Below are 24757 nucleotides of genomic sequence, written 5' to 3'. Positions count from 1 at the left end.
TGCACTTGACCGGACGGCGGCGGTTGGGCACGGTCCGGCCTACCAGAATTCGCCGGAGCTTTTCCATGACCGTCGCTTATGATCCAAACAATATTTTCGCCAAGATTTTGCGCGGCGAGATTCCCTGCGAAAAGGTTTTCGAGGATGAAGCGGTGATCGCCTTCATGGACGTGATGCCGCGCGCCGACGGCCATGTGCTGGTGCTGCCTAAAGTGACCGCGAGAGGCCTGCTGGACATTCCGCCCGAGGCCCTGTCCGCCCTAATTCTTCGTGTGCAGAAGATCGCCCGCGCGGTAAAGAAAGGCATGGGCGCGGAAGGCATCACCCTGCACCAGTTCAACGAGCCGGCCGGCGGCCAGAGCGTGTTCCACATCCATTTCCATGTGATTCCGCGCTGGGAAGGCGTGGCCTTGCGTCCGCATAGCGGCGCCATGGCCGAACGCGCCGCCTTGAAGGCGCACGCCGACAAGATCAGGGCGGCGCTGGCGGAGGCTCAGGTCTAACCCGCAAGCCAGGCGGAAAACACGATCACCGCCTCGCCGGCCAGGATGGCGGCGAAGACCGAGCGGCGCGTGGCGAAAAAGGCCAGCGCCGCGGCGCCGATCGCGGCGCAGCGCGCCCAGACCGGCACGATCGCCAGTTCGTGCGACGGGATCAGCACGATCTTCACCACCACCCCGACCAGCAGCACGGTCGCGACGCTGCGCACGAACAGGAAAACCTCCGATTCCTCGTCGAGCCGCCGCGCCACGAAAACTCCGATCACCCGCCAGATTTCGCTCGGCAGGAAACCGAACAGCACCAGAGCCAGATAGGGCGCGAGCGTCGGATCGGCGGTGAAGATATTCATGCCGACCTCCGCGCGAGAAAGCCCACAAGCCAGGCGCCGCCGCCGCCGACTATGGCCAGCACCGGCAGGTCGAGGCCGCCGCCGATCAGGCTCTGCGTCAGCGGCGCCAGAACGGCGCCGAAGATCATGCTCAGCCAATCGACGCCCGAGCGCGCTGAGCGCGCGGTGGTGGCGAGAAAATAGATCGGCGACAGCATCATCAACCCGGCGGCGAGAGGGGCCGGAAGCGAGCCTGTCAGCCAAAAGCCGAGCCCGGTCGACAAGATGGTCAGCCCCATGCAGGCTGACGCCAGGCCGAAGAAAAACGGCAGGCGGGTCGGCTTGGCCATATCGGGCAGCCTGCGCAGCGATTCCGCCCAGACCGTGACGGCGATGAAATGCGCCGCCGCGAGCAGGGTCGTCAGCCGGGTTTTGCGCCCGCGCAGCATCGGCAGTACGGAAAGCACCATCGGCAGGAACCGCACCGAGGAAAGGCTGACCGCCAGGGCAATGGCCGGAGGCGCGGTTTTCGCGGCGACGGCGCCAAAGAACAGGAGCTGCCCGGGGCCGGCCCAGACCAGCAAAGTGGAGAGCATGGCCGCGCCGATGGGGAAACCCGCCGCCCGCGCCAGCCCGCCGACCCCCATCAGCGACAGGGCGACATAAAAGGCCGGCCCGGAGAAAGCCGTCCGCGCTCCGGTGAAAAACCAGCGCCAAGGCTCGGTGATTTTGTCAATTTCGTCAGGCGGCGCTTCGATCGCCTTAAGCGCCTTAAACTTCGGCAAGCTGCTCCAACCGCGGAATATCGAGCAGGCGAACGCCATCGGGGACGATGACAATGGTTTTTTCGCGCGCCATGCGGGTCATCATCCGGCTCACCGTCTCGACCGTCAGGCCGAGATAGTCGCCGATGTCAAGCCGCGTCATCGGCAGCGGCACATGGACGGAGGGGCCGTGAATGCGGGCGTAGCGCTTGCGCATGCCGATCAGGAAGGCGGCGATCTTCTCCTCGGCCGTGCGGCGGCCGAGGACCACCATCTGGTCCTGCGCCAGGGTCAGTTCATGCGTAGCCATCTCCAGCAGCGCCCGCATCAGGCGCGGCTTTTCATCGAGCAGATCGGAAAAGCCGACGCGGGAAAACTGGCAGATCCTGGCCGGCGTCAGCGCGTCGGCGGTGTACATGTGGATTTTCGCCATGGCGAGGCCGAGGAAGTCGCCTGGCATGGCGAAGCCGACGACCTGGCGGCGCCCGTCTGGCAAAAGCTTCGACAGCCGCAAGGCCCCGGAGGTTAGATTGCAGACATAATGAGCGTCGCGGCCCTGCTCGAACACCGTCGCCTTGGCGGCGACGGAAACCGTGCGGCCAATTTTCTCCAGCGCGTCGAATTCGTCGGGATCGAGGGAGTTGCAGACGCTCTGGCCCTTGATGTCGCAATCGGCGCAATCCAGAGAGGCGGCGGGCGCCGCCTTATGCGAACAGGACAGGCTGCGTACGCTGGCTTCCACGCGGCCGAAGACCGTGTCGACCAAAGTCTTTTCGGCCAAGCTTTCCAAGACGAACTCCCGCTGGCGCCGCACAAGGCGACCGTTGTCCGATAATTCTCATACGTACATAGCACGCAAGGCGGAGCGTAGGAAGATTTTGATCCGCATCAACGACAAGGCGAAAAAGCTATTCCTAGTGAGCCATTGACATTTGCGAATATTCGCGACAGCCGCGGCGCCGCACCGGCGGCCGACCCGAAAGCCGTCAGGATTTTCGCGGCCGCCAGCAGGCCTTGTCCCTTACTCTCCTTGCCGTGAGCGGCGCCATCGCCTAGGATTCGACGCTAAATGGGGCGGGGCGGCGAACAAGCGCAATGAATCAATCCGGGCACCATCCGCGCCGTTTCGAGCGGATCAATTTCCTTTCTTCGGGGAGTCCGGAGTCGGACCACGCCCGCGCACGGCTCGTCGGCCGCTACGGCGACGTTCATTCCGACGAAGCCGACGTCGTGGTCGCGCTCGGCGGCGATGGCCTCATGCTGCAGGTCCTGCATAAATTCATGGGCCGCAACGTGCCGATCTACGGCATGAATCGCGGGTCGGTCGGCTTTCTGATGAACGAATTCCGCGAGACCGGCCTGCGCAAGAGGCTGAGTTCCGCGCAAAGTTCGATCATTCATCCGTTGCTGATGAAAGCCGAAACCGTGACCGGCAAGCTTTCCGAGGCGCGGGCGATCAACGAGGTGTCGATGCTGCGCCAGTCCGCCCAGGCCGCCAAGATTCGCGTGCGCGTCGACGGCCAGGTCCGGCTGGACGAACTGGTCGCCGACGGACTGCTGATCGCCACGCCGGCAGGCTCCACCGCTTATAATCTTTCCGCCAACGGGCCAATCCTGCCGCTCGACGCGACGCTGATGGCGCTGACGCCGATTTCCGCCTTCCGCCCCCGGCGCTGGCGCGGCGCCCTGCTTTCCGACCGGGCCGAGGTCGTGCTGGAAGTGCTGGAGGCCCACAAGCGCCCGGTCGCCGCCGTGGCCGATCATTTCGAAATCCGCCATGTGATGCGGGTCAAGGTGACGACGGATCATTCGACCGGCGTGGAAATCTTGCACGACCCCGGCCATTCCATGGAAGAGCGCATTTTGCGCGAACAATTCGGGCATTGAACCATGTCTAAGAACGACGAGCCACACGCCGGCCTGCGCGGCCTCGACGAAATATTCCTGGCGCGCGAAAAATATTCCTTTTCACGGCTCACCTATGATTTGCGCCGCGCCGACGGACGCTGGGAAAAGCACGAGCGCAACCTGTTTCGCCGGCCCGACGCCGCCGTGCTGCTGCCCTATGACGCGCAACGCGGCAAAGTGCTGTTGACGCGGCAGTTCCGGCTCGGCGCATTCATGAACGATTCCACACCCAACCTGCTGGAGGCCTGCGCCGGGACGCTCGACCCCGGTGAGGCGCCGGACGCCTGCATGAGGCGCGAGGCGATGGAGGAAATCGGCCTGCGCGTCGGCGAGTTGCGCTTCCTGTTCGAAGCTTTCGTCAGCCCGGCGGCGACAACCGAAAAGCTCTATTTCTTCGTCGCGCCCTATACGCCGGAAGCGCGTGTCGGCGACGGCGGCGGCATGGAGGAGGAAGGCGAGGAAATCGAGATCGTTGAGGTCTCCTTCATCGAAATTCTGCGCGAGGCGGAAGCCGGCGCCCTGCGCGACGGCAAGACCCTGACCCTGCTCTATTGGCTCAAGGCGTCCGGACTGATGGACGAGCGTCCGTGACAGATCCGTCGGAAAAGCCAAAGGACGAAGAATGCTGGCAGTGCGGCGCGCCGGCCGACCCTCGTTGCGCGTACAGGCTTTCGCTGGTCGCACGTCCCGGCCGGGAGCTGGAGACGATGGGCTACCCGGTGACGAGAAGAATTTCGCAGGACACGATCCGGATCCCGGTGCCGCGGTGTGCTGCATGCAAGGCCTGGAACCGGCTATCTTACGCCCTGTTGTTGCTTGGATTGATGGCGGGCGCGCCGGCCGGGGCAATCGCCCGTTTGATTTGGCCGAATCTCACTGACGGGAGCGCGGCCATCGGGGCGGTTCTCGGATGCGCCTTGGCCATCGTCGCCATCGCCTGGCGCCGGAGACGATCCGGCCGCCGCTCGTTGGGCGCCTATCCGCCGGTGGTCGAGCTTCGCAAAGTCGGCTGGTCCTATCCATCCTGAACCAGGGCGCTCAAGCCGGCGTGGCTTCAAGGCCGGCGCCGCCGCTCCACTGGCGCCAGGCGACGCCGCAACCTGTCATGCCTGCGGGTTCAAGGTCTCGATAGCGAGGCGCATAAGGTCCATCGAGCTTTTCGCGCGGAGTTTATGCTTCAGCGCGGTGCAATTATTGGCCACGGTCTTGTAGGAAAGGTTCAGCGTGTCGGCGATGGCGGCCATGGTGTCGCCGGCCGCGATCAGGCGGAGGATTTCGAGTTCTCTCGCGGAAAGCTGCGCCAGAAGGTCGCCGGGCCGGGAAAAGGCCAGTTTGCGCGCCAGATCGGCGGGCAGATAATCGCCACCACCGGCCACCTGTCGCAAGGCGGCGACGAACAGCAGAGGATCGTCGTTCTTGGCGATATAGCCCCGCGCGCCGGCCTCGATGGCGCGAGCGGCAAAGGCCGGATCGTCGTTCATGCTGAAAATGACAATGCGCGCCGCCGGATCGCGGCGCAGGATGCGGCGGGTCAGTTCGAACCCGGACAGGCCGGGCAGATTGATGTCGATCACCGCGACATCGGGCGCCAAAGCGACATAGGCGTCGAAGCCGGTTTCCCCGTCGCTGGCCTCCGACACTTCGATATCGGCGTCGCCGGCGAGCAAGGCCCTGCAGCCGGATATGACGATAGGATGATCGTCGACAATCAGAACGCGCAAGCCCAGTCCTTTCCAAATTGCGCGAGACTATGCGGCGCCCGGCGAGGACGGGCAAGGACCGCCCCCTTGACTTGCGGCGCTGGCGACCGGACTTTGCCGTCCGGGAGGGTTTCATGCGTTCCGTCAGGGGATTGTCGTTGAAGGCGCGGATCGATCTGCTGTTCGGTCTGCTGCTGTTTCTGGGCCTTGCCGCCGATATCGGCCGGATGATCGCCGAAGCGCGCCCGCGCGTACAGGTGGAAGACGAGGCCATGACCCGCCTTGCCCGCGATTTCGTGGTCGCCGCTCTGGCTAATCTGCAGGAGTCCCCCGACCCCGAAAGGGGGCTGACGCAAACGCTTGCCAGTCTCGGCCCCCTGCGCCATGTCCGCATCGGCTTCGCTGGGGACGCCGCGAAAGCCGCCGCCGGTTTCGTCGGCGGCCAATCCGACCGCGGCCGCGCGCCGGACTGGTTCGCCCGCCTTATCGGCGCACGACCCAGCGTCACCATGCTGCCGGCCATGGCCGGAAAACGCCACCTTGGCGACGTCGTCATCGCCAGCGACCCCAGCGACGAGATCAATGAAATATGGGCGGGGGTAAGCAGCCGCGCTCTGACCGGCGGCGCCGTGGCGCTGGCTGCCCTGCTCGGCGCCAGTTTTTTGCTCGGACGCACATTGAGACCTCTCGACGATTATGGCGTGGCGCTCGGGCGAATGGGCGACGGTGATTTCGCCGCACGGGTAATTCCGGCGGGATCGCCGGAATTCGTCGATATCGGCGCGCGGATCAACGAGCTGGCCACGGCGCTGGACCAACTCAGCGGCGCCAATCGCCAGTTGATCCAGAGACTGATGAACGCGCAAGACGAAGAGCGCCGCGCCATCGCCCATGAATTGCACGACGAAATCGGCCCGCATCTCTTTGCCCTGCGCGCCAACGCCGCAGTGCTGGAAGCCGGCCTTCGTCGCGAGGGCGCCCACAAGCCCGCCGCCACCGCCCGCGGCATTTGCGATTCTGTCGAAGCGCTACAGGGGCAAAACCGGCGGATCCTTCGCAGGTTGTGGCCGGCGGCGCTGGAAGATCTCGGCCTCGGCGAGGCCCTGCGCATTCTCGCCCAAGGTTTTCGCGAGACCCAACCTTCGGTCGCCATCGAGTTGGACCTGCCGGATGATTTCGACGCCTGCGGCCCGCGCGAAAAACTGGCGCTCTACCGGCTGGTGCAAGAGGGCTTGACCAATGCCTTCCGCCACGCCCGTGCGAGCCATATCGCCATAGAACTCGCATTCGCTAGTCCTCGTGAAATTTCCGTCGCCATCCACGATGACGGCGTCGGCTTTCCGGCCGACGCGCCACCCGGCCTCGGCCTGACTGGGATGCGCGAGAGAATGCGCGGACTCGGCGGTCGTTTTTCTTGCGCGCCCGCCCCCGGCGGCGGCGCGTTGATCGAGGCTCTTTTGCCTGTGACCGGGCAATAGTTCGCCCCGTCGTTGCAATGACAGCGTTGGGAGCGCGAAGGCAATAAGCGGTTTTTGGCCGTTGCGTAAAAATTCGGGAATTTTTCCCGACATTTCCAGGAGACTTTCCCGCTGCTTTTGTGAAACTTTGAAATTCAATCTTTGCTGTGACGCGTTATTGTGGCTCATGGCGGCGCAGATTTTTTCGTACTGCATTTCCTCCAATAAGTAGACCTGCCGCCACAGGGAGTCCTTTCGCGCTTTGAGCCGTCGCGCGGAAGGACCCCGTTTTTTTGCTATAACGCCGCCTGGCTCTAAACCGGCGCGGCGAAAAAACGCAATTTGGGGAATGAAATGCGACTGGCCACCCTGTCCCTCGCCGCCTCTCTCGGCGTTGCTCTTTCCGGCGCCGCGCGCGCAGAGGTCGTCGCCCTGCCCGACATCAATATTGTGGTCGAAAATCCAGCTACGCCGCCATCCGTCGGCGGCCTCGGCGGCGGTGGGAATTTCTTCGATTCGGCGCCCTCCAACAACACCCGCATCGACGCAGCGACCATCGCCCGCACCGCGTCGCCCGATGTCGCGGACACGCTGAAACGCGTCGTGCCAAGCGTCGATATCCAGGAAACATCGGGCAATTCGTTCCAGCCGGACGTGGTGTTTCGCGGCTTCGTCTCGTCGCCGATTTCAGGCACGCCGCAGGGGCTGGCGGTCTATCAGAACGGCGTGCGGATCAACGAATCCTTCGGCGATACGATGAACTGGGACATGATCCCGACCTTCGCCATCGCCGGCATGGACATGATCACCAATAATCCCGCCTTCGGCCTCAATGCGCTCGGCGGCGCCCTCAACATCCGGATGAAGGACGGGTTCACCTTTTCCGGCGGCAAGCTCGACGTTTCCGGCGGCTCTTTCGGCCGCATCCAGGCCGGTCTCGAATATGGCGAGCAGAGCGGCAATTTCGCCCTTTACGGCGCGCTGGAGGCCGCCCACGACAATGGCTTTCGCGACTTTGGCAGCTCGACCATCCGCCGTTTCTATGGCGACCTCGGCTATCGCATCGAAGGCAACGAGATTCACCTGAGCCTCGGCCTCGCGGACAATCTCTTCGGCGCCTCCGGCCCCGCGCCGATCCAGCTGCTGCAGGAGGACTGGAGCAACGTCTATACGACGCCGCAAAGCGCCCATAACGAAATGGGGATGGTCACGCTTTCCGGCAAATTCCAGCTATCGCCGAGCTGGAGCCTGAACGGCTCGACCTATGTCCGCCGCTATGTGCAGAGCGCGACGGACGGCAATCCGACCAATGTGCAGCCCTGCGCCAATTCATCGCTACTGTGCTTCAACGATAATGTGACCCCGGCCAATGGGTTGAACGGCCAGCAGTTGCCCAATAATTTCCCGGCCAACGCCGTTCTGGGCGAGATCGACCGCACCGGCATCCTCACCACCAGCGCCGGCGCCAGCGTCCAGCTCTCCGACAACGAAAAATGGTTCGGCCATACCAACACGCTCAGTTTCGGCGCCAGTTTCGACTATGGCACGACGACGTTCGGCGCCTCGGCGGAGCTTGGAACGGTCTCCCCCAATTATGTCATCGCCGGCTCCGGGATTTATCTCGGCCCCTCGGGCAATCCGGTCAGCGACGGGCCGGTCGATGTTCATTCGATCAACCGTTATTTCGGCGTCAATGCGCTCGACGCTTTTGAGATTTCCGACAAGCTGGTGGTCACCGGCGGCGCCCGGCTGAACGTCGCCTCGATTTCGCTGGAGGATGAACTCGGCGGTGGCGTCACCGGCAACGATCTCTATGTTCACGTCAATCCGATTATCGGCCTGACCTACCAGATCACGCCGGCGCTTCAGGGTTACGCCTCCTTCGCGCAGTCCAATCGCGCCCCGACGCCGCTGGAGCTGGGCTGCGCCAACCCGCAGCAGCCTTGCATTCTCGCCACCTTCCTGGTCTCGGACCCGCCGCTCAAGCAAGTGGTGGCCAGCACCGCCGAGGCCGGACTGCGGGGCCAGAACGACCTGCCTGAAGACTGGGGTTCGCTCGGCTGGAAGCTCGGCGTGTTCCACACTGTCAGCACCAACGACATCATGAACATTCCCGACCCGTTCCAGCAGGGGTTCGGCTATTTCGCCAATGTCGGCGACACCCTGCGCGAAGGCGTCGAGGCGCAGATCAACTACAAGAAGGGGCCGGTCACCGTCCATGCCAGCTACGCCTATATCAACGCGACTTTCCTAGATGCGATCACGCTGGCTTCGAACAGTCCCTCGGCCGACGCCAACGGCCTGATCTATGTCAGGCCCGGCGACCAGATTCCGTTGATCCCGCGCAATCGCGCCAAACTTGGCGCCGACTGGGACATCGACGCCAAGACGCGCGTCGGCGCCGACTTGCTGTTCACCGGACCCGAGCGTTTCCAGGGGGACTCCTCGAACCAGCAGCCGCTGCTGCCGGCCTATTTCACGGTCTCGCTCAACGGCTCGTACAAGATCACCAATGAGGTCGAGTTCTATGGCCGCGTCGAGAACCTGCTCAACCGCCGCTACTATACTTACGGGACTTATTTCGACACGCAGCAGCTGTTCCAGGCTTTCAACAATCCGCAAAGCGTCTCGCCGGCGCAGCCGCTCTCCGTCTATGCCGGGCTGAGGGTGAAGTTCTAAAGCCCCATCCGCTCCGGCGCTCTCATTTGCCCAACGCTTTTTTCGCCTCCGCGAGGGCCTTTTCGCATCCCGTCTTGTCTCCGGCTTGGTCGGCCTTGCGCGCGCGCGCCAGCGCGTCATCGATCGCCTGGATGGTTTCCGGGGAAATATCGCCGAGCTTGGCCTCGGCGGCGGCGAGCGACTGCGGCGTCGGTTGCCGGTGCATTGTCGCCGACGTCGTCTGTTGCCCGGTTGGCCCTGCGGCGGCGGCCGTCTCCAGCTTGGCGTCGAACTGGGCTTGCGTCTCGTCGATTTGTCGCGAACAGGGACCGGCGAGGCATGGGGTCATCGAAGCCATCGCCGCAGCGACGCCAAACATCAGCGCATAACGACTACTCATGGGTTGAACTCCCTTCAGGCGAAATATTGTTCATCGCTGACCTGTTCCAACCAGTCGACAGCTTTGCCGTCAAGCATTTCCTGGATGGCGATATGGGTCATGGCCGTGGTCGGCGCGGCCCCGTGCCAGTGTTTTTCGCCCGGCGGAACCCAGACCACGTCGCCCGGCCGGATCTCCTCGATGGGGCCGCCCTCGCGCTGGACCCTGCCGCAACCGGCGGTGACGATCAGCGTCTGGCCGAGCGGATGGGTATGCCACGCCGTCCGCGCGCCGGGCTCGAAAGTGACGCTGGAGCCGTTTACGCGCGCCGGTTCCGGCGCGCTGAACAAGGGATCGATGCGAACCGTTCCTGTGAACCAATCCGACGGCCCCTTGCCGGAAAGCTGCGAGCCGTTGCGTTTGATGTCCATGGGTCTCTCCATAAAACAGGAGGCACGCCTCAGTCCGTGATCGGCTTCCATCTCGCGCCACCGGCGGCGATCATTTGGCGCTAATCTCCAGATCGTCGTAACGCATGAACCGGTAGAAGGCGACCGAACCGATCCAGCTCAGCGCGAAAATGCCTATGATGATGTAGCCGAGCAGGCCGAAATTGTCATTGATGGCGCCAATTTCCCCCCAAAATCCGCCACCGTCCGTCAGTCCGAGCTTGTCGCCAATGAGATTGAGCGTTTCCAGCCCGCCGACCACGACCGCGACGACGACGGAGACCGCGGTGATCGTCATGTTGTAGTAAAGCTTGCGAACGGGCTTCATGAAGGCCCAGCCATAGGCCCCCAGCATCAGAATGCCGTCGGTCGTGTCGAGCAGGGACATGCCCGCCGCGAACAGCGCCGGAAACAGCAGGATCGTCGAGACAGAAACGCCGTCGGCCGCCTGCGACGCCGAAATGCCGAAAAGGGCGATTTCCGTCGCGGTGTCGAATCCAAGCCCGAACAGCAGGCCGATCGGCAGCATATGCCAACTCTTCGTGACCAGCCTGAACAAGGGGCGGAAAATTTTCGACAGGAAGCCCCGGCTGTTGAGCAGGAGGTCGAAGTCGTTCTCGACGAACGGTTCGCCCCGCGTGACCGCCTGAAACGTCCGATAGACGGAAACAAGAACCAGGATATTGACGATCGCGATGGCGAACAGGAAAAGCGCGGAGGCGCCGGTGCCGATGATGCCGCCTACGGCCCTCATCGATTCAAAACGGCCGGTGATCGCCGACGTCGCGAAGGCCACAGTGACGGACAGTCCGCCAACTACGGCCGAATGACCCAGCGAGAAATAGAGGCCGACGCTGACAGGACGCTGGCCCTGCTGCATGAGCTTGCGAGTGACGTTGTCGATCGCGGCGATGTGATCGGCGTCGACGGCGTGGCGCAGGCCGAAGGAATAGGCGAGCAAAGCCGTGCCGAGCAGCACCGGCTTGTCGTGCAGGGCCGCGAGCGCCCATAGCCAGACAAGGACGTTCGCGCCGATCAGGAACGCATAGACGCCGATCAGGCGGCTGCGCAGACTGGCGCCGCCGGCGGATACGATCTTGTAGAACTGTCGAAGCATGGAACCCTCGCATGCGGATGACGGGAATGGTCAGCGCGATCGAGAGCATGCCGCGTAGGCACATGAAATATCGTCATCGGATCACCTCGCCCGAGATCGGCCGCACGGCGATGGCAGGTCTCCTGGCTCGCGGGTCGCCGCCTGGCCGCCGACCTTCCCGGTTTCCCAGTGGTCAAGAATTGGCGGACAGGCTCGCCGCTTACAGTTGCGGGGGCAGCCGTGGCTTTGAGCGTCGCCGCTTTCACCACGTTCCCTTTTGATCCCCGAGAGGAACCATCGAACCCATCTCTAACCGCTGGCGGGCCCACGCACAATGGCGCGCAGGGCCGCGCATGCAGGCCAATCGCTAGTTCACCGCGAGAATGACCTGGCTGGCGTCAAAACTCGCCGCGGCCTTGCTGCCGCGCTTCAAGTCCAGATCTTCCACCGTCGCGCGTGGCGCGACCGCGTGAAGGGTCTTGCCCTGGCCGATGTCGATCAGCACTTCGCTGTTGCGTTCGGCGTCGGTGCGCTCGGTCACCTCGCCGACAAAACAATTGCGCCCGCCTTCCGGCGCATGTTCCACCGCGTAAAGCCGGATGAACGGCGATTTGACCAGCGCCAGAACTTTCCGGCCTGGCTCAAGTCCGAGGTCGTCGGCCGCCTCGTTAGTGACGACGGCCAGGATATGCTTGTCCTCGGCAATTTTCAGCGTCACCTCGACATCGACAGGCCATCGCCTGACCTGTTCCACTTCCGCCTGGAACACATTGCGCGCCGAAATCCGCGCGCCGACGGTCCACAGCAGCGCCTCCTCCTGGCCCTGCACTCCTTCTTCGGCGATCATGTTGGATATGAGCGACAGCTTTTCCTCCAACCGGTGGAACGTGGCGATCAGCCTCCGCCCCTCCTCCGTCACCTCGGCGCCGCCGCCGGAGCGTCCGCCCGGCCGGGTCAGGAAAGCCGGGGTCGGCAACAGGTTGTTGACCGCATTGACCGAATCCCAGGCCGTCTTGTAGCTGAATCCCGTGGCCTTGGCGGCCTTGGCGATGCTTCCGAGTTCGGCGACTTTTTCCAGAAGCTTGATCCGCTCGCGCCCGACCAGGAAGCGACCTTCGCTGTGCAGCGCCAGCAGGGCGTTGATCTTGTGTCCCGTCATTGCAGTCCTCTCGCCGCGCGAGTTCGCAAGATTCCGCTTGCTCGAAAGCGCTTTTTGGTTTTAGTTCGAGACAATATGTAATTAAATCACATTACGAATTGACCCACGGCAAAACCCTCCCCGCGCATCGAAACTATTGGAGCAATTGCGGGGCGTTCGGCACAATAGGACGAAATTCAGCCGCCGCCAAAGCGCGGCGCAAAAAATCGTCAAGACTGGACCGGCGCGGTCCCCATCTCCCGCGTCGTTCTGGCATGACGGTCAAGGCGGCCCCGGTTTATTGCCCTCTCGAAGATCGGGGCCGCCGCTCTCTCTCATAGTTCTTTTCGCATCCACTTCTAATCAAGCGCATCATGTATTCGTCTTAACAGCGCGAGAAAACGCGATAAATCACGGCGCGCAGCGGTCGGCGAAGAGGTTATCCATGGTCTTCGCCGCCGCCGACTTGCGCAGGCGCGGCAAGGCGAAACCATCCTCGATCGTCGCCAGCAGGCTGAAGTGATCGTAGCGCGTCGCATCGCGCGCCGGCGCGCCGCAGGAGGTCGCCACGATAGTGGCGATGTGGTTGTCGGCGCCCCCGGTTGCGCGCGCGATGTCCGAGATCGGCGCGTCGGGATAAAGCGTCCGCGCGCCCTCGTCGAAAGTCACCACGATCGCCGAATGGCGGGTAAAGTTCTTCGAGGCGAGAATCGCCGTTACGGCGTCGCGGACAAAAGCGTCATAATCGGCGATCAGGCGGTCGCGGTCGTGGCAGATGGTCAGGCCATGGCCGTCATGGCACTGGTTGGGAACAATCAGGGCGACATTAGGCGCCTGTCGGGCCAGATCGGCGGCAAAGGCGTCGTAAGGCTTGATCAGCGACGCCAACTCCGGCCCTTCGGCGACGGGCTGGAAATAGGCCACGGGATTGTGCTTTTGCGCATAGAGCGCGCCTGCTGCGCCGCCCGGCGCGACCGTGACCAGCGAACCCGGCGCCGGCAGCGATTCGGCGTAGATCGCGAAGCTCAGCCCCGCCCGCCGCAACTGATCGACCAGCGAATCACCCGAAATCTTGTTGCAGTTGGTCGAAGTCGCGAGGTCGGAGGCGAAACAGCTGGGCTGGTCGTCGCGAATGCCGAAATCGTCGCCGCCGATCATGGCGAGATAATTCGGCAGGCTGGGATGGGCGACGCCGAAATAATTGGTCGCCAGACCCTGGGCGCTCGCCAGTTGGCGCATGAAGGGCGACGGCCCATTGTAAAGGGCGTCGTCGAAGCCGTGGTTCTCCAGCACGATGATGTAGACGTGGTCGAGACGCGGCGTTTGCGCCAGCGCCGCGGCCGCCGTCAGGGCGCAGGACGCCGCCAGGGCGCCGAAAAACAGAATCAGGCGCGAGGTGATTCGCGAAAAGGCGCGCATGGCGATTATTTCCTTCGGCGGGATGGAATCCGGCCTTTTTGCATGAAATGCCGGGCTTTCAAAGCATGAGGCGCTTTTCGCGCTTCGCCTCGACGTGGGGCGCGACTTTATGCCGCGACTGTTCGTCTCTTTCGTGACACGAAGCAGGAACGGCGCGCAATGCCCCGAAAAGCCGGGCGAAACTTCGCTCCGGCCTCGCTTAACGCCCGATTAGCCATGTCGGCAGAACCCCCGACCAAAGGCGAGGGGAACCAAATCGGCTATTGACGGAATGGAAAAAAGTGGCAAACTCAAATCGTTGCAGCCTTGATTGAAAGACGTGCGGAGCCGCTTTTAAGTCAAGGACATCGCCAACGGGCTACGAACCTGTATGGTGCGCAATAACCCGATCGACAACCACAATATTGGCCACAAGACTTAAAACGCCTGTGTCCCATTTGCGGATCGACCACCTCGCATCGATTGCTGTCGCGTAAGCCCGGAAACTCAGAGGAATCAATCATCCCTTTGAGGAATCCATTGCGTGACGGAGATGAAGCTTGGAAAGCGGGACGCATGACTCCACCTCAGCTCGCTGATTTCGGCCGCCCTCGCGTGGGCGCAGCGGTTTGACGTCCTGAAGGATGTCGGCGCACGAAATTCGCCTCTTTGAAGGGAGATGCCGATTAAGAATACAATTCAGGTCAAATAGCGGAAATTCCCGCATTTTCTTCTGATCTCCATCAGAATTCGCGATACAGCGGATTTTGGCCCCGCGCGCCACAGGCGGCGGGGCCTTTTCGTTGTTCAATCGCGACCGCCTTGCCTTGGTCTGGCGATTTACCACGGGACGCCCTTGCTCGGCATCTTTTACTGTAGAGCGCCGGCAGGAATACATTACCGATCGTCAAGACACTCAGCCAAGTCTTCTTAGCCAACTATTGAGGCGGCAGCGGGGAATCGAGGCGCCAAAAGCGCAGCGCGCCAGTACGAGCGAGCGCCAGCAGGCGCAAAAAAGGGCCGCACGATCCATGCGGCCCTCGGCATATTTTGTTTATTCAGCCTGTTCAGTGGCCGGTCAGATTGGCTTTGGCTCGCGCCCACCATCCTGAACGCTTGGGCTTGTCGGGATCGGCCTGCGTGATGACCGGCAGTTCCGGCTGCGTCGGAACTGGAGCCGGAGCGGGCTTTTCCGCGACAGACTCGGGCGTCGCGACTGGCGCCGGCGTTTCGGCTTCGGCCACGGGGGACGGGACCACGGGAGCCTCAGCCACGGGAGCGGTGGCCTCGATCGGCCCGGCGGGCGCCGAATCGCCGCTGGCCTGCTCCGGCGCCTGGGCGACGGTCGTTTCCGTTCCGGGGGTTTCGCTCACGACTTCCGCCGCAACGGGCGTCGATTCGGCGTTCCACACAAGGTCATCGTTGGCGGCAGGCGCTAACGTCTCCAGCAACTCGCTGCCTTCGCTCTCCCCGGATGGCCGCCAATCGCCAGAAAATTCGCTGGACTCAGCGCCACGCGGACCGCGTCCGCCGCGGCGACGCCAGCGTCCGCGTCCACGTCGGCCGCCTTCCGAGCCTTCTTCGCGCGTCGCATCGGAGCCAACTTCTTCTTCGCCGCCGGCCTCGACCGGCGTGATCAGGTCGCCGCCGATCGCCGCCATGGTTTCGAGGCCTTCATCCGAGGGCTGCTCCGCATTGGGATCGGCCATGGCGGGGTCGCGTTCGAAATTGCGGCCCCGGCCGCGCCGCCGACGGCGACGGCGACGGTTTTCCGCATCGCCGTTTTCGCCGCGTTCCTCTGACGATTCGCCTTCGGCGGCTTCGGCCTCGGTTTCCTCGTCGAAATCGGCTTCCGATTCCGCCTCGCCGATCGGCTCGATATCCTCAATCGGCCGGCGCGGATCGAAGCGGCGCAGCGGGTCCGTCACCGGACCGACGGCCGGTTCGCCGCGCTCCAGCGCATGATAGGCGCTTCCGGTCAGCGAATCGTCGGCCTCGATGGTCACGGAGACGCCGAAGCGCTCCTCGATCAGACGCAAGAGCGAACGCTTCTGGTTGAGGATGTAGAGCGCGATTTCCGTGCGGGTGCGCAGAATCACGTTGTGCGAGGCGCTCTTGATCAGCGCGTCTTCGAGCACGCGCATGACGTGGACGGCGACCGAGGCGGTCGAGCGCACCGTGCCGGCGCCGTTGCAATGCGGGCACATCACCGAAGAGCCTTCGAGCACGCCGGTGCGGATGCGCTGGCGCGACATTTCCAGAAGGCCGAAGTGCGAGATGCGGCCAACCTGGATTCGGGCGCGGTCGTCCTTCAGCGCTTCCTTGATGCGCCGCTCCACCGAGCGATTGTTGCGGCTTTCTTCCATGTCGATGAAATCGATGACGATCAGTCCGGCGAGATCGCGCAGGCGTAATTGCCGAGCCACTTCATCCGCGGCTTCCAGATTGGTGCGCAAAGCCGTGTCTTCGATATTGTGCTCGCGCGTCGAACGACCGGAATTGACGTCGATGGCGACCAGGGCCTCGGTCTGGTTGATCACCAGATAGCCGCCCGATTTCAGCGTCACCTGATTGTGGAACAAAGCGTCGAGCTGCGATTCCGCGCCCCATTTGGCGAAAACCGGCTGCGGCTCGTTATAGAATTGCACGTTCCTGACATGGCTCGGCATCAACAGGCGCATGAAGTCGCGCGCTTCGCGGTAACCGGCCTCCCCGGCGACGACGACGTCGTCAATGTCCTTGTTGTAGAGATCGCGGATGGCGCGCTTGATCAGCGAGCCCTCCTCGTAGACCAGGGCCGGCGCGCTGGAGGACAAGGTCAGCTCGCGCACCGTCTCCCACATGCGCATCAGATATTCGAAATCGCGCTTGACTTCCGGCTTGGTCCGGGCCGCCCCCGCGGTGCGCAGGATAACCCCCATTCCTTCCGGAACCTCCAGTTCCTGGGCGATTTCCTTTAGTCGCTTGCGGTCGGCAGCGTCGGTGATCTTCCGCGATATGCCGCCGCCGCGCGCGGTATTGGGCATCAGCACGGAATAGCGGCCCGCGAGCGACAGGTAAGTGGTCAGGGCCGCGCCCTTGTTGCCGCGCTCCTCTTTGACCACCTGGATCAACAGCACCTGACGGCGCTTGATGACTTCCTGAATCTTGTACTGGCGCCTCAGGCGCGGCATGCGGTAGGGAGTCTCGTCCATGGCGTCGCCGCCAAGCTGTTCGACGATTTCCTCTTCCTCGCCATTTTCCCCGTGCTCGACGTGCTCGCCTTCCTGCTCGCGGTCGAGGAAGCGACGCGCGCGCGCTTCTTCGTCTTCGGCGACCTGTTCGGTCGCTTGGCCTTCCGCTTCGAAACGTTCCGTCTGGCTTTCGTCCGCCGTGACAGTTTCGCCGTCGCCCGGAGCATCTTCCTCGTCGCGCGATTCGGCCGGCCGATCGCCCGACTCCTCGACGATGGCGAAGCCTTCCGGATCGCAGGCGAGTTCGTGGCTTTCGCCGTGCGGCGCAGGTTCGACACCCGGCGCAGAATCCGCAAACGGCGTCTCAGCCACCGGTGTTTCCGCGACAGGCGATTCCGCGACGACCGAGGTTTCCTCGGAGGCCTTATCCTCTATGGCCGACGCCTCGGGCGCAACCGCGCCTTCCGGCGCCGTTTCGCCGGCGAATTCGACCGCCTCGACGGGAGCGGCGTCTTCGGCCATCTCGGTCGGCTGGGCGTCTGGCTGTGCTTCCTGGGTGTTTTCGCCGGCCTCGACCGAAGCGGCGCGCTCCTCGTCGGACAGGATTTCGCCGGCCACCCGTTCGTCGTCACTGGGGCGGCGGCGTTCCGAGCCACGCCGGTGACGGCGGCTGCGGCGGCGGGAATTATCCTCGTCCTCTTCCTCGCGATGGGCGCGCGACTCCTCTTCCAGCAGCGCCACGCGGTCGGCGTGGGGGATCTGGTAGTAATCGGGGTGGATTTCCGAAAAGGCGAGAAATCCGTGGCGATTGCCGCCATATTCGACAAAGGCGGCCTGAAGCGAGGGTTCGACCCGCGTCACTTTCGCCAGATAAATATTGCCGCGTAATTGCTTCTTGGAAGCGGATTCGAAATCGAACTCTTCGACTCTATTGCCGCGCAGCACCACCACCCGCGTTTCTTCGGGATGGGAGGCGTCGATGATCATCTTGTTGGCCATTGGGAACTCTTGCAGGCATGGCGCGGCCGTAGGCCAGGATCACCCTTGCGCTTCCGCCGGCGGATTCTGGGCCGTCAGGTCGGATTACGCGCGCGGCGCCGCGCCATGAGAGGCGCGCCATGCGATAATGGGTTGAGGGAAGGTGGATTGAAGGAACGTGCCGCGCGCAACGGCTTTGAGACGCGGCGCGGCGGGAAAAGACGGGCGAACAGCCCGGTCGGCGGATCGGGGCGATGGAGGAAGATGCAAAGCCGCCCGCTGCGAATCGCGCAAAAACCGGACGCCTTCCGGCGCCGCCTATTTCCGCGATGGACGCCCTCGCGCAGCCAAAATCGCCGCGATGAGGTCTTTGTGCGAGCACGAGCAAACTTTTCACCTGTCCTCCGGCGCGCAGGGACGCCGGAACTTCGTTCAGGACGGAATTCGAGCGAAAACCGGCGAAACCCTGGCCCGCGCGAAAAGCTCTTGCTACGGAAGCGGCGCGTCGAGGCTGGGGAGGCCGTTCTTCGCTCGTTTGGCGCGAATCCTATCGCGCCCGAACTGGAACATCCCTATCTACCCGAAAGAGCCCCGGTTTGGCAAGTTTGTTCACATACGTTGCGCCGGCGCCACAGTCGGCAGGGTTTCGCGTTTCAGCAAGGTAAATAGCTATTAACTTTTTCATGGTCTGACTAAGGCTCGCCCTAGGCAATTCGTAAGGACGGAGCGGCTTGAAACACATGGATTTCGGCGGCATACGACGGAAGTGGCTCCCGGTCCGAAATTACGGCCTTGCGCTGGTCTTTGCCTGCGCGCCTTTTTCCGCCGCCTCGGCTCAACCGGCGGCGCCCCCCGCTCCGATCGCCATTTCGGCCCGTCTCGACGCGGGCGTCAGGGAAACAAAGCTGATTTTCGTCCTTAACGACTGCGTAAAGGCGGAAAGCTATGTGCTTGACCATCCGGCCCGCGCCATTGTCGATCTCCCCGAGGTCAATTTCCAGATCGACCCGACCGCGGGACTGAAACCGCCCGAACCGCACAAGCGCCACGCCCGCCCGACCACGGAAACTTCCGGCCAGGTTTCCAACTTGGTCACCTCCTATCGTTTCGGCCGACTGGCGCCTGGAAAATCTCGCATCGTCATCGATCTTTCCGGGCCGGCGGAAATGGTTTCCGCCACTTGCGCGCCCGCCGCGCCGGGAATTTCCGAACTGAAACTGACTCTGGCGCCACAAGCCGAGGGGGCTTTCAGGACAGCGGCGCGCGCCGGCGCCGAAAAACAGGCCGCCGCCGCGCCGCCGCCTGAAGCCGCGCCCCAGGTCGGCGCTGACGACATCAAATCCCCGGCCGATGGGCAAAGGCCGATCGTCGTGCTCGATCCGGGCCATGGCGGCGTCGACACCGGAGCGCTCGGGCGCGACCATATCTTGGAAAAATTCCTGGTGCTCGATTTCGCCAAGGTCCTCGCGGCGAAACTGCGCGAAAATGGCCATTATCAGGTTGTGCTGACCCGCGAAGACGACACTTTCGTGCCTCTGGGCGAACGGGTGCGGATGGCGCGCGACCTCCACGCGGCCTTGTTCGTCTCGCTGCACGCCGACGCCTTGGCCGGCGGCGGCGACGCCGTCCAGGGCGCCACCGTCTACACCGTTTCCGACCGCGCTTCCGACGCCGAAGCCGCTCGCGTCGCCGAGCACGAGAACAAGGCCGATTCCGCCGCCGGCGTCGAGGCCAGGGAGGACGCCAGCGACGTCAACGACATATTGTTTGACCTGACGCGGCGGGAAACCCGCGCCTATTCCCATGTTTTCGCCCGTTCCCTGTCGGAATACTGGAAGGTCGCGGCGCGCCTGAACAAGAATCCCCGCCGTTCCGCCGGCTTCGTCGTGCTCAAGGCGCCCGACGTGCCCTCGGTGCTGCTGGAACTCGGCTATCTGTCCAACGAGGCCGACACCGCCGATCTGACCTCGCCCGCGTGGCGCGAAAAAGCCGCCGCGCAGGTCGCCCGCGCCATCGACTCCTTTTTTGCGCCAAGCCAGACCGGAACAAGCCAAACCGGAACAAGCCAGGCGGCGAAAACCGCAGCGTCGGCTCACGACGGCGCCCTTAAAGCGACACAAAGCAGCGGCAACTAGAGCGCCGCGCCAGCAAGCGGTTTCCGCTGGAGGGCGCGAAAGGATGTCTCGCGCCGCGCCCTGACGAATTTTGCATGGCCGGCGCCGCAGCGCGATGTTATAGGCGCAAGGACCCGGCGACGCGCCGACCGGCAAGGATCGGCGAATTCGCCAAAAGCTGCGGCCACGAAGTTGCTAGAGTGCATTTGCAAAAGGTGAATGGATGCGGATGTTCGCCCGTTTTATCGGCTTTGTTTTCGCTACGGGCGCACTCCTCGCCGTTATCGCCGCCCTGGCGGCAGGCGGGCTGATCTATGTCTATTCCAAGGACCTGCCTGACTATACCCAGTTAAAAAACTACGAACCGCCGATCATGACCCGCGTTCACGCCGGCGACGGCTCCCTGCTCGCCGAATATTCGCACGAGCGCCGGCTTTACCTGCCTTCCAACGCCATTCCGCCTTTGGTCAAACAGGCCTTCATCTCGGCCGAGGACAAGAATTTCTACACCCATAACGGCGTCGATCCGGAAGGCATCATCCGAGCCGCCATGGTGTTGGCGCAGGGCAACAAGCATGTTCAGGGCGCCTCGACCATCACCCAGCAGGTGGCGAAAAACTTCCTGCTGACCAACGAACGCAGCTTCGATCGCAAGATCAAGGAGGCGCTGCTGTCGTTGCGCATAGAACGGGCCTATTCGAAAGAGCGCATCCTCGAGCTTTATCTCAACGAAATCTATCTCGGCCTCGGCAATTATGGCGTCGCCGCCGCCGCTTTGAACTATTTCGACAAATCGGCGCATGAACTGACCCTGGCCGAAGCCGCCTATCTCGCCGCCTTGCCCAAGGGGCCGAACAATTACAATCCCTGGCGCAACCGCGACGCCGCCATCGCCCGCCGCAATTACGTCATCGACCGCATGGTCGAAAACGGTTACGCCACCCGCAAGGACGGCGACGCCGCCAAGGCCGAGCCGCTGACCGTCAATCCGCGCGCATTGTCGCCGAACTCCATCGCCGCCGGCTATTTCGCCGAAGAGGTTCGGCGCGAATTGAACGACCGTTACGGCGACAAGAAGCTTTACGAGGGCGGCCTGTCGGTTCGCACCACCCTCGACCCGAAAATGCAGCTGATGGCGCGCAAGGCGTTGGTCGACGGCTTGTTGCGCTTCGACGAGGCGCACGGCTACCGCGGCCCCCTGAAGGTCATCGAAATTTCCGCCGACTGGGGCCAGTCGCTCGGCGAGATTCCGGCGCTGGGCGATGTCGCGCCTTGGCGCCTCGCGGTCGTCCTCGACGCCAACGACGTTTCCGCCCGTATTGGCCTGCAGCCTCCGCGCGAAAAATCAGGCGAAATTTCGCATGTTCGCGAAACCGGCTCGCTGACCGCCGACGGCATTCGCTGGACGCGCCAGCGCATGCGCCAGGCTTTGAAACCCGGCGACGTCGTCTATGTCGAGCCGGTCGAGGGGCGTTCAGGCCAGTTCCGCCTGCGCCAGATCCCCGAGATTTCCGGCGCCATCGTCGCCATGGACCCCTATACTGGCCGCGTCTTCGCCATGGTCGGAGGCTTCTCCTTCGACCAGTCGTCGTTCAACCGCTCGACCCAGGCCCTGCGCCAGCCGGGCTCGTCGTTCAAACCCATCGTCTACGCCACCGCGCTGGACAACGGCTACACCCCCTCCTCGATCATTCTCGACGAGCCGATCGAGATCGCCCAGCCGAATGGCGAAGTCTGGCGCCCGGAGAATTTCGAGGAAGGCCATTACGGCCCGCACACCTTGCGTTATGGCGTCGAACATTCGAAAAACCTGATGACCGTCCGCCTGGCGCGCGACATCGGCATGCCGCTGATCGCCGAATATGCGCGCCGCTTCGGCGTTTACGACGACATGGCGACCTATCTGCCGATGTCGCTCGGGGCCGGCGAAACCACGGTGATGCGCATGGTCACCGCCTATTCCATGCTGGCCAACGGCGGCAAGCGCATCAAGCCGACCCTGATCGACCGCATCCAGGACCGCTGGGGCCATACTATCTACCGCCACGACGAGCGCCAGTGCCTCGGCTGCGACGCGCCCAAGTTCGACCCGTCGAACGAGCCGAAGCTGGTGGACAATCGCGAACAGGTGCTCGACCCGCTCACCGCCTACCAGATCACCTCGATCATGGAAGGCGTGATCCAGCGCGGCACCGGCGTGTCGATCAGAGAAGTCGGCAAGCATCTCGCCGGCAAGACCGGCACCACCAACGAGGCCAAGGATCTGTGGTTCATCGGCTATTCGCCCGACCTCACCGTCGGCGTCTTCCTGGGGTACGACAAGCCGCGCTCGATGGGCGATTCGGCGCAGGCCGCGACTTACGCGGCGCCGATCTTCCGCGACTTCATGAAAATGGCGCTGGCCGACAAGCCGGACACACCGTTTCGCGTGCCGCCGGGCATCAAGCTGATCTCGGTCGACGTCCACTCGGGCCTGCGCTCCTCCGGCGCCGGCGCTATCCTCGAAGCCTTCAAGCCCGGCACCGCGCCGCCCGACACCTACCGCGGCGGCGGCGACAGCCACGCCAGCCACACCCCGGCCACCGATCAGGCGGTGGGTTCGGGAACTGGCGGCCTGTATTGAACGGCTTTACAGCTGGCTTGTCGCTCTCTATGTCTGGCGTCCCTTTATTTGAGAAAGAACAATCATGCGCGCCGAAGCGGTTTCGCTCGTCGAACAGATCAAGCAGTCCGTGGGACTGCTGAGGAGGCATCTTTGACGTCGAAACCTCGACGCGCCGCCTCGCCGAACTGAACGCCAAATCCGAACACCCTGAGTTCTGGAACGACGCCGAAGGCGCGCAGAAACTGATGCGCGAGCGGACCGATCTCGAAGATCGTCTCGGCTCGCTCGCCCGTTTCGAGAGCGAACTCGAAGACGCCATCACCCTGGTCGAACTCGGCGAGATGGAAGGCGACGCCTCCGCCGAGAAGGAGGGAATCGACCAGCTCAAAACCATCAAGGTCGAGGCCGAACGCCGTCAGGTCGAAGCCTTGCTGTCGGGCGAAGCCGACGCCAACGATACTTTTATCGAAATCCACTCCGGCGCCGGCGGCACCGAGAGCTGCGACTGGGCGCGCATGCTTTTGCGCATGTACACGCGCTGGGCCGAGCGCCACAAGTTCAAGGTCGAACTGATCGAAGAAACCCCGGGCGACGAGGCGGGAATCAAATCCGCGACCTTGCTCATCAAGGGCCACAACGCCCATGGCTGGGCCAAGACTGAATCCGGCGTGCATCGGCTGGTGCGCATTTCGCCCTTCGATTCGAACGCGCGGCGCCACACCAGCTTCGCTTCGGCCTGGGTCTATCCGGTGATCGACGACAAGATCGACATTCAGGTCAATGAAAGCGATTGCCGCATCCACACCTACCGCGCCCAGGGCGCCGGCGGCCAGCACATCAACACCACCGATTCGGCGATCCGCATCACTCATATTCCATCAGGCATCGTCGTGGCCTGCCAGATGGAGCGTTCGCAGCATAAGAATCGCGCCACCGCCTGGGGCATGCTGCGCGCCCGCCTCTATGAGCAGGAACTGGAGCGTCGCGAGGCCGAGGCCAGCAAGATCAACGCGACAAAATCGGAAATCGGCTGGGGCCACCAGATCCGCTCCTACGTGCTGCAGCCCTATCAGATGGTCAAGGATTTGCGCACCGGCGTCGTCTCCGGCACGCCCGACGAGGTGCTGGATGGCGACCTCGACGAATTCATGGAAGCGGCTCTGGCGCAGCGCGTCCATGGCGGCGGCCCCGACAAGGTCGACGTCGTGGAGTAATCGGGCGGTGGGGAGCGGCGGCGCCTTTTTCGCGCCGACGCTTCAGCCCTCAGTGCGGCAGCTTGTCGGCGATCACCTCTATGCGCTGGATTTCCGGTTGCTTGGCGAAAAGCTGCGGCGCCTGCGCCATGAGCTCCTTCGCCACCCGGCCGCGCAAATGCTCCTCGCGCCCATGTTCATCGGCGAAAACATCGAATATGCCATAAGTGCGCGGGCCCATCTTGATGGCGAACCAAGCCGTCGTCTCGGGTTCTTTCTCGACCATTTGCTGGGCGTTGGACAAAAACGCCGCGACGTCTTTTTCCTTGCCGGGCTTGGCTTCGAGTTGGACGTAAAGCGCGAGTTGGGTCATCTGTCACTCCGTTGCTTGCGCCCCCAACACGGCGGATGATGCCTTACGCGCGACTGAGGCGCAACGCATCTCCCGAAAACTTGTTCTCCACCAATTACTTGGGCAAGGGACAGGAACCGGGCGCGCGGCAAAGGGCCGGCGTCGGCAGGGTCGCGACTTTGACGCTATTGGACGGCGCCTGCGCCACCCCGTTGACCAGCGGCGCGACCTGCCACGTATAGGTGGTGGCGGCGGCAAGGCCGCCATCGGCAAAGCTCTGGCCGGCAACCTCCGCAATGACCTGGAAGGATCCATCGGCGCCGGCCCGTGACACGCGATAGGAGGTCGCGCCGGGCGCGGCGGTCCAGGCAAGCGCCACCGAAGTATCGGCGCGGTCGTTGAGGATCAGGTTGAGCGGGGCGGCAGCCGGCGCGGGTGTGCCGGTCTGGGCGGTCAAGGCGTTAAGCATGGCCTTGATCGCGGCGATCTGCTTGCCGAATTTCGTCACATAGCGATCGCTGCCGGTGACATAACCCCACCAGTCCCAGCAGGACTGCGGGTTGAAG

The 24757-nt window shown here is 63.4% G+C and carries 20 protein-coding genes, 1 pseudogene and 1 riboswitch; of the genes and pseudogenes, 9 read left to right on the top strand and 12 right to left on the bottom strand.

Annotated features, from left to right (window positions below; translation table 11 throughout):
* Positions 1-65: 65 nt before the first annotated feature.
* Positions 66-503 (top strand): HIT family protein, encoded by a 438-nt coding sequence (locus ACLP2E_RS10975; protein ID WP_442463193.1) that lies wholly within the window; start codon positions 66-68, stop codon positions 501-503.
* Here the strand turns inward: ACLP2E_RS10975 and ACLP2E_RS10970 are convergent.
* The 3 genes from ACLP2E_RS10970 to ACLP2E_RS10960 are packed head-to-tail and all read right to left on the bottom strand — an operon-like array spanning position 500 to position 2314.
* The gene (locus tag ACLP2E_RS10970; protein WP_442465939.1) at positions 500-850 is read right to left on the bottom strand and encodes an AzlD domain-containing protein; all 351 of its coding nucleotides are present in this window, start codon (positions 848-850) and stop codon (positions 500-502) included. The two genes, ACLP2E_RS10975 and ACLP2E_RS10970, sit on opposite strands and share 4 nt — an antisense overlap.
* Positions 847-1614, bottom strand: a complete 768-nt coding sequence (locus tag ACLP2E_RS10965; protein WP_442465938.1) for an AzlC family ABC transporter permease — start codon at positions 1612-1614, stop codon at positions 847-849. Before ACLP2E_RS10965 ends, ACLP2E_RS10970 begins: the two co-directional genes overlap by 4 nt.
* Positions 1601-2314: a Crp/Fnr family transcriptional regulator gene (locus tag ACLP2E_RS10960; RefSeq protein WP_442463200.1), complete on the bottom strand. Its 714-nt coding sequence runs from the start codon at positions 2312-2314 to the stop codon at positions 1601-1603. The genes ACLP2E_RS10965 and ACLP2E_RS10960 overlap by 14 nt, the downstream gene beginning before the upstream one ends.
* Before the next feature lie 374 nt (positions 2315-2688).
* Between ACLP2E_RS10960 and ACLP2E_RS10955 the strand changes: the two genes are divergently transcribed.
* From ACLP2E_RS10955 to ACLP2E_RS10945, 3 genes are read left to right on the top strand one after another with little or no spacing between them, the layout of a single operon-like run.
* The gene (locus ACLP2E_RS10955) at positions 2689-3480 is read left to right on the top strand and encodes an NAD kinase (RefSeq protein ID WP_442463190.1); all 792 of its coding nucleotides are present in this window, start codon (positions 2689-2691) and stop codon (positions 3478-3480) included.
* A gap of 3 nt (positions 3481-3483) precedes the next feature.
* On the top strand, positions 3484-4092 hold the full coding sequence (locus ACLP2E_RS10950; protein WP_442463189.1) for an NUDIX domain-containing protein: 609 nt from the start codon (positions 3484-3486) through the stop codon (positions 4090-4092).
* The gene (locus ACLP2E_RS10945) at positions 4089-4529 is read left to right on the top strand and encodes a hypothetical protein (protein ID WP_442465937.1); all 441 of its coding nucleotides are present in this window, start codon (positions 4089-4091) and stop codon (positions 4527-4529) included. Before ACLP2E_RS10950 ends, ACLP2E_RS10945 begins: the two co-directional genes overlap by 4 nt.
* A 75-nt stretch (positions 4530-4604) precedes the next feature.
* On the opposite strand, the gene ACLP2E_RS10940 is transcribed toward ACLP2E_RS10945, so the two are convergent.
* Positions 4605-5222 carry a response regulator gene (locus tag ACLP2E_RS10940; RefSeq protein WP_442463187.1) on the bottom strand — a complete coding sequence of 206 codons (618 nt, stop codon included), beginning with the start codon at positions 5220-5222 and terminating at the stop codon, positions 4605-4607.
* Positions 5223-5335: 113 nt separating this feature from the next.
* Here ACLP2E_RS10940 and ACLP2E_RS10935 point away from each other — a divergent pair, with 113 nt between their 5' ends.
* Complete coding sequence (locus ACLP2E_RS10935) at positions 5336-6679, top strand: ATP-binding protein (RefSeq protein WP_442465936.1); 1344 nt, start codon at positions 5336-5338, stop codon at positions 6677-6679.
* Between the two features lie 333 nt (positions 6680-7012).
* Entirely contained in the window at positions 7013-9337 is a 2325-nt protein-coding gene (locus ACLP2E_RS10930) for a TonB-dependent receptor (protein ID WP_442463975.1), read from the top strand.
* A 22-nt stretch (positions 9338-9359) separates the two neighbouring features.
* On the opposite strand, the gene ACLP2E_RS10925 is transcribed toward ACLP2E_RS10930, so the two are convergent.
* The 6 genes from ACLP2E_RS10925 to ACLP2E_RS10900 form a co-directional block, all read right to left on the bottom strand.
* Positions 9360-9716, bottom strand: a complete 357-nt coding sequence (locus ACLP2E_RS10925) for a hypothetical protein (protein ID WP_442465935.1) — start codon at positions 9714-9716, stop codon at positions 9360-9362.
* Positions 9717-9730: 14 nt separating this feature from the next.
* Entirely contained in the window at positions 9731-10126 is a 396-nt protein-coding gene (locus ACLP2E_RS10920; RefSeq protein ID WP_442465934.1) for a (R)-mandelonitrile lyase, read from the bottom strand.
* 70 nt (positions 10127-10196) lie between these two features.
* Complete coding sequence (locus tag ACLP2E_RS10915) at positions 10197-11261, bottom strand: HoxN/HupN/NixA family nickel/cobalt transporter (RefSeq protein ID WP_442463972.1); 1065 nt, start codon at positions 11259-11261, stop codon at positions 10197-10199.
* A gap of 95 nt (positions 11262-11356) precedes the next feature.
* Positions 11357-11554, bottom strand: a riboswitch (cobalamin riboswitch).
* Between the two features lie 53 nt (positions 11555-11607).
* Positions 11608-12399: a TOBE domain-containing protein gene (locus ACLP2E_RS10910; protein ID WP_442463971.1), complete on the bottom strand. Its 792-nt coding sequence runs from the start codon at positions 12397-12399 to the stop codon at positions 11608-11610.
* Between the two features lie 390 nt (positions 12400-12789).
* Positions 12790-13797 (bottom strand): alkaline phosphatase family protein, encoded by a 1008-nt coding sequence (locus ACLP2E_RS10905; protein ID WP_442463970.1) that lies wholly within the window; start codon positions 13795-13797, stop codon positions 12790-12792.
* A 1046-nt stretch (positions 13798-14843) separates the two neighbouring features.
* Positions 14844-17948, bottom strand: a complete 3105-nt coding sequence (locus tag ACLP2E_RS10900) for an Rne/Rng family ribonuclease (protein ID WP_442465933.1) — start codon at positions 17946-17948, stop codon at positions 14844-14846.
* Positions 17949-18667: 719 nt separating this feature from the next.
* Between ACLP2E_RS10900 and ACLP2E_RS10895 the strand changes: the two genes are divergently transcribed.
* The 3 genes from ACLP2E_RS10895 (at position 18668) to prfB (ending at position 23860) form a co-directional block, all read left to right on the top strand.
* A complete protein-coding gene (locus ACLP2E_RS10895) occupies positions 18668-20062 on the top strand; it encodes an N-acetylmuramoyl-L-alanine amidase (RefSeq protein ID WP_442465945.1) in 1395 nt (464 codons plus the stop codon).
* A gap of 202 nt (positions 20063-20264) precedes the next feature.
* On the top strand, positions 20265-22664 hold the full coding sequence (locus ACLP2E_RS10890; protein WP_442465932.1) for a penicillin-binding protein 1A: 2400 nt from the start codon (positions 20265-20267) through the stop codon (positions 22662-22664).
* Between the two features lie 64 nt (positions 22665-22728).
* A protein-coding gene (prfB, locus tag ACLP2E_RS10885) for a peptide chain release factor 2 (RefSeq protein ID WP_442465931.1) occupies positions 22729-23860 on the top strand; the annotation gives its coding sequence in 2 pieces (ribosomal slippage) (positions 22729-22797 and positions 22799-23860; 1131 coding nt in all).
* A 49-nt stretch (positions 23861-23909) separates the two neighbouring features.
* On the opposite strand, the gene ACLP2E_RS10880 is transcribed toward prfB, so the two are convergent.
* Both ACLP2E_RS10880 and ACLP2E_RS10875 read right to left on the bottom strand, forming a co-directional pair.
* Entirely contained in the window at positions 23910-24212 is a 303-nt protein-coding gene (locus ACLP2E_RS10880; RefSeq protein ID WP_442465930.1) for a putative quinol monooxygenase, read from the bottom strand.
* A gap of 94 nt (positions 24213-24306) precedes the next feature.
* Positions 24307-24757: pseudogene (locus ACLP2E_RS10875) on the bottom strand (hypothetical protein); the annotation flags it as partial.

The sequence above is a fragment of the Rhodoblastus sp. genome (assembly GCF_052145335.1).
GTDB lineage: Bacteria > Pseudomonadota > Alphaproteobacteria > Rhizobiales > Beijerinckiaceae > Rhodoblastus.
Note: the sequence above shows the minus strand (reverse complement) of the source record. Positions and strands in the feature narration are given on the sequence as shown.

Coding starts and splice junctions, on each gene's coding strand:
- ACLP2E_RS10975 (WP_442463193.1), top strand. CDS start 66: ATGACCGTCGCTTATGATCCAAACAATATTTTCGCCAAGATTTTGCGC.
- ACLP2E_RS10970 (WP_442465939.1), bottom strand. CDS start 850: ATGAATATCTTCACCGCCGATCCGACGCTCGCGCCCTATCTGGCTCTG.
- ACLP2E_RS10955 (WP_442463190.1), top strand. CDS start 2,689: ATGAATCAATCCGGGCACCATCCGCGCCGTTTCGAGCGGATCAATTTC.
- ACLP2E_RS10950 (WP_442463189.1), top strand. CDS start 3,484: ATGTCTAAGAACGACGAGCCACACGCCGGCCTGCGCGGCCTCGACGAA.
- ACLP2E_RS10935 (WP_442465936.1), top strand. CDS start 5,336: ATGCGTTCCGTCAGGGGATTGTCGTTGAAGGCGCGGATCGATCTGCTG.
- ACLP2E_RS10930 (WP_442463975.1), top strand. CDS start 7,013: ATGCGACTGGCCACCCTGTCCCTCGCCGCCTCTCTCGGCGTTGCTCTT.
- ACLP2E_RS10925 (WP_442465935.1), bottom strand. CDS start 9,716: ATGAGTAGTCGTTATGCGCTGATGTTTGGCGTCGCTGCGGCGATGGCT.
- ACLP2E_RS10920 (WP_442465934.1), bottom strand. CDS start 10,126: ATGGACATCAAACGCAACGGCTCGCAGCTTTCCGGCAAGGGGCCGTCG.
- ACLP2E_RS10915 (WP_442463972.1), bottom strand. CDS start 11,261: ATGCTTCGACAGTTCTACAAGATCGTATCCGCCGGCGGCGCCAGTCTG.
- ACLP2E_RS10910 (WP_442463971.1), bottom strand. CDS start 12,399: ATGACGGGACACAAGATCAACGCCCTGCTGGCGCTGCACAGCGAAGGT.
- ACLP2E_RS10905 (WP_442463970.1), bottom strand. CDS start 13,797: ATGCGCGCCTTTTCGCGAATCACCTCGCGCCTGATTCTGTTTTTCGGC.
- ACLP2E_RS10900 (WP_442465933.1), bottom strand. CDS start 17,948: ATGGCCAACAAGATGATCATCGACGCCTCCCATCCCGAAGAAACGCGG.
- ACLP2E_RS10895 (WP_442465945.1), top strand. CDS start 18,668: ATGGATTTCGGCGGCATACGACGGAAGTGGCTCCCGGTCCGAAATTAC.
- ACLP2E_RS10890 (WP_442465932.1), top strand. CDS start 20,265: ATGCGGATGTTCGCCCGTTTTATCGGCTTTGTTTTCGCTACGGGCGCA.
- ACLP2E_RS10880 (WP_442465930.1), bottom strand. CDS start 24,212: ATGACCCAACTCGCGCTTTACGTCCAACTCGAAGCCAAGCCCGGCAAG.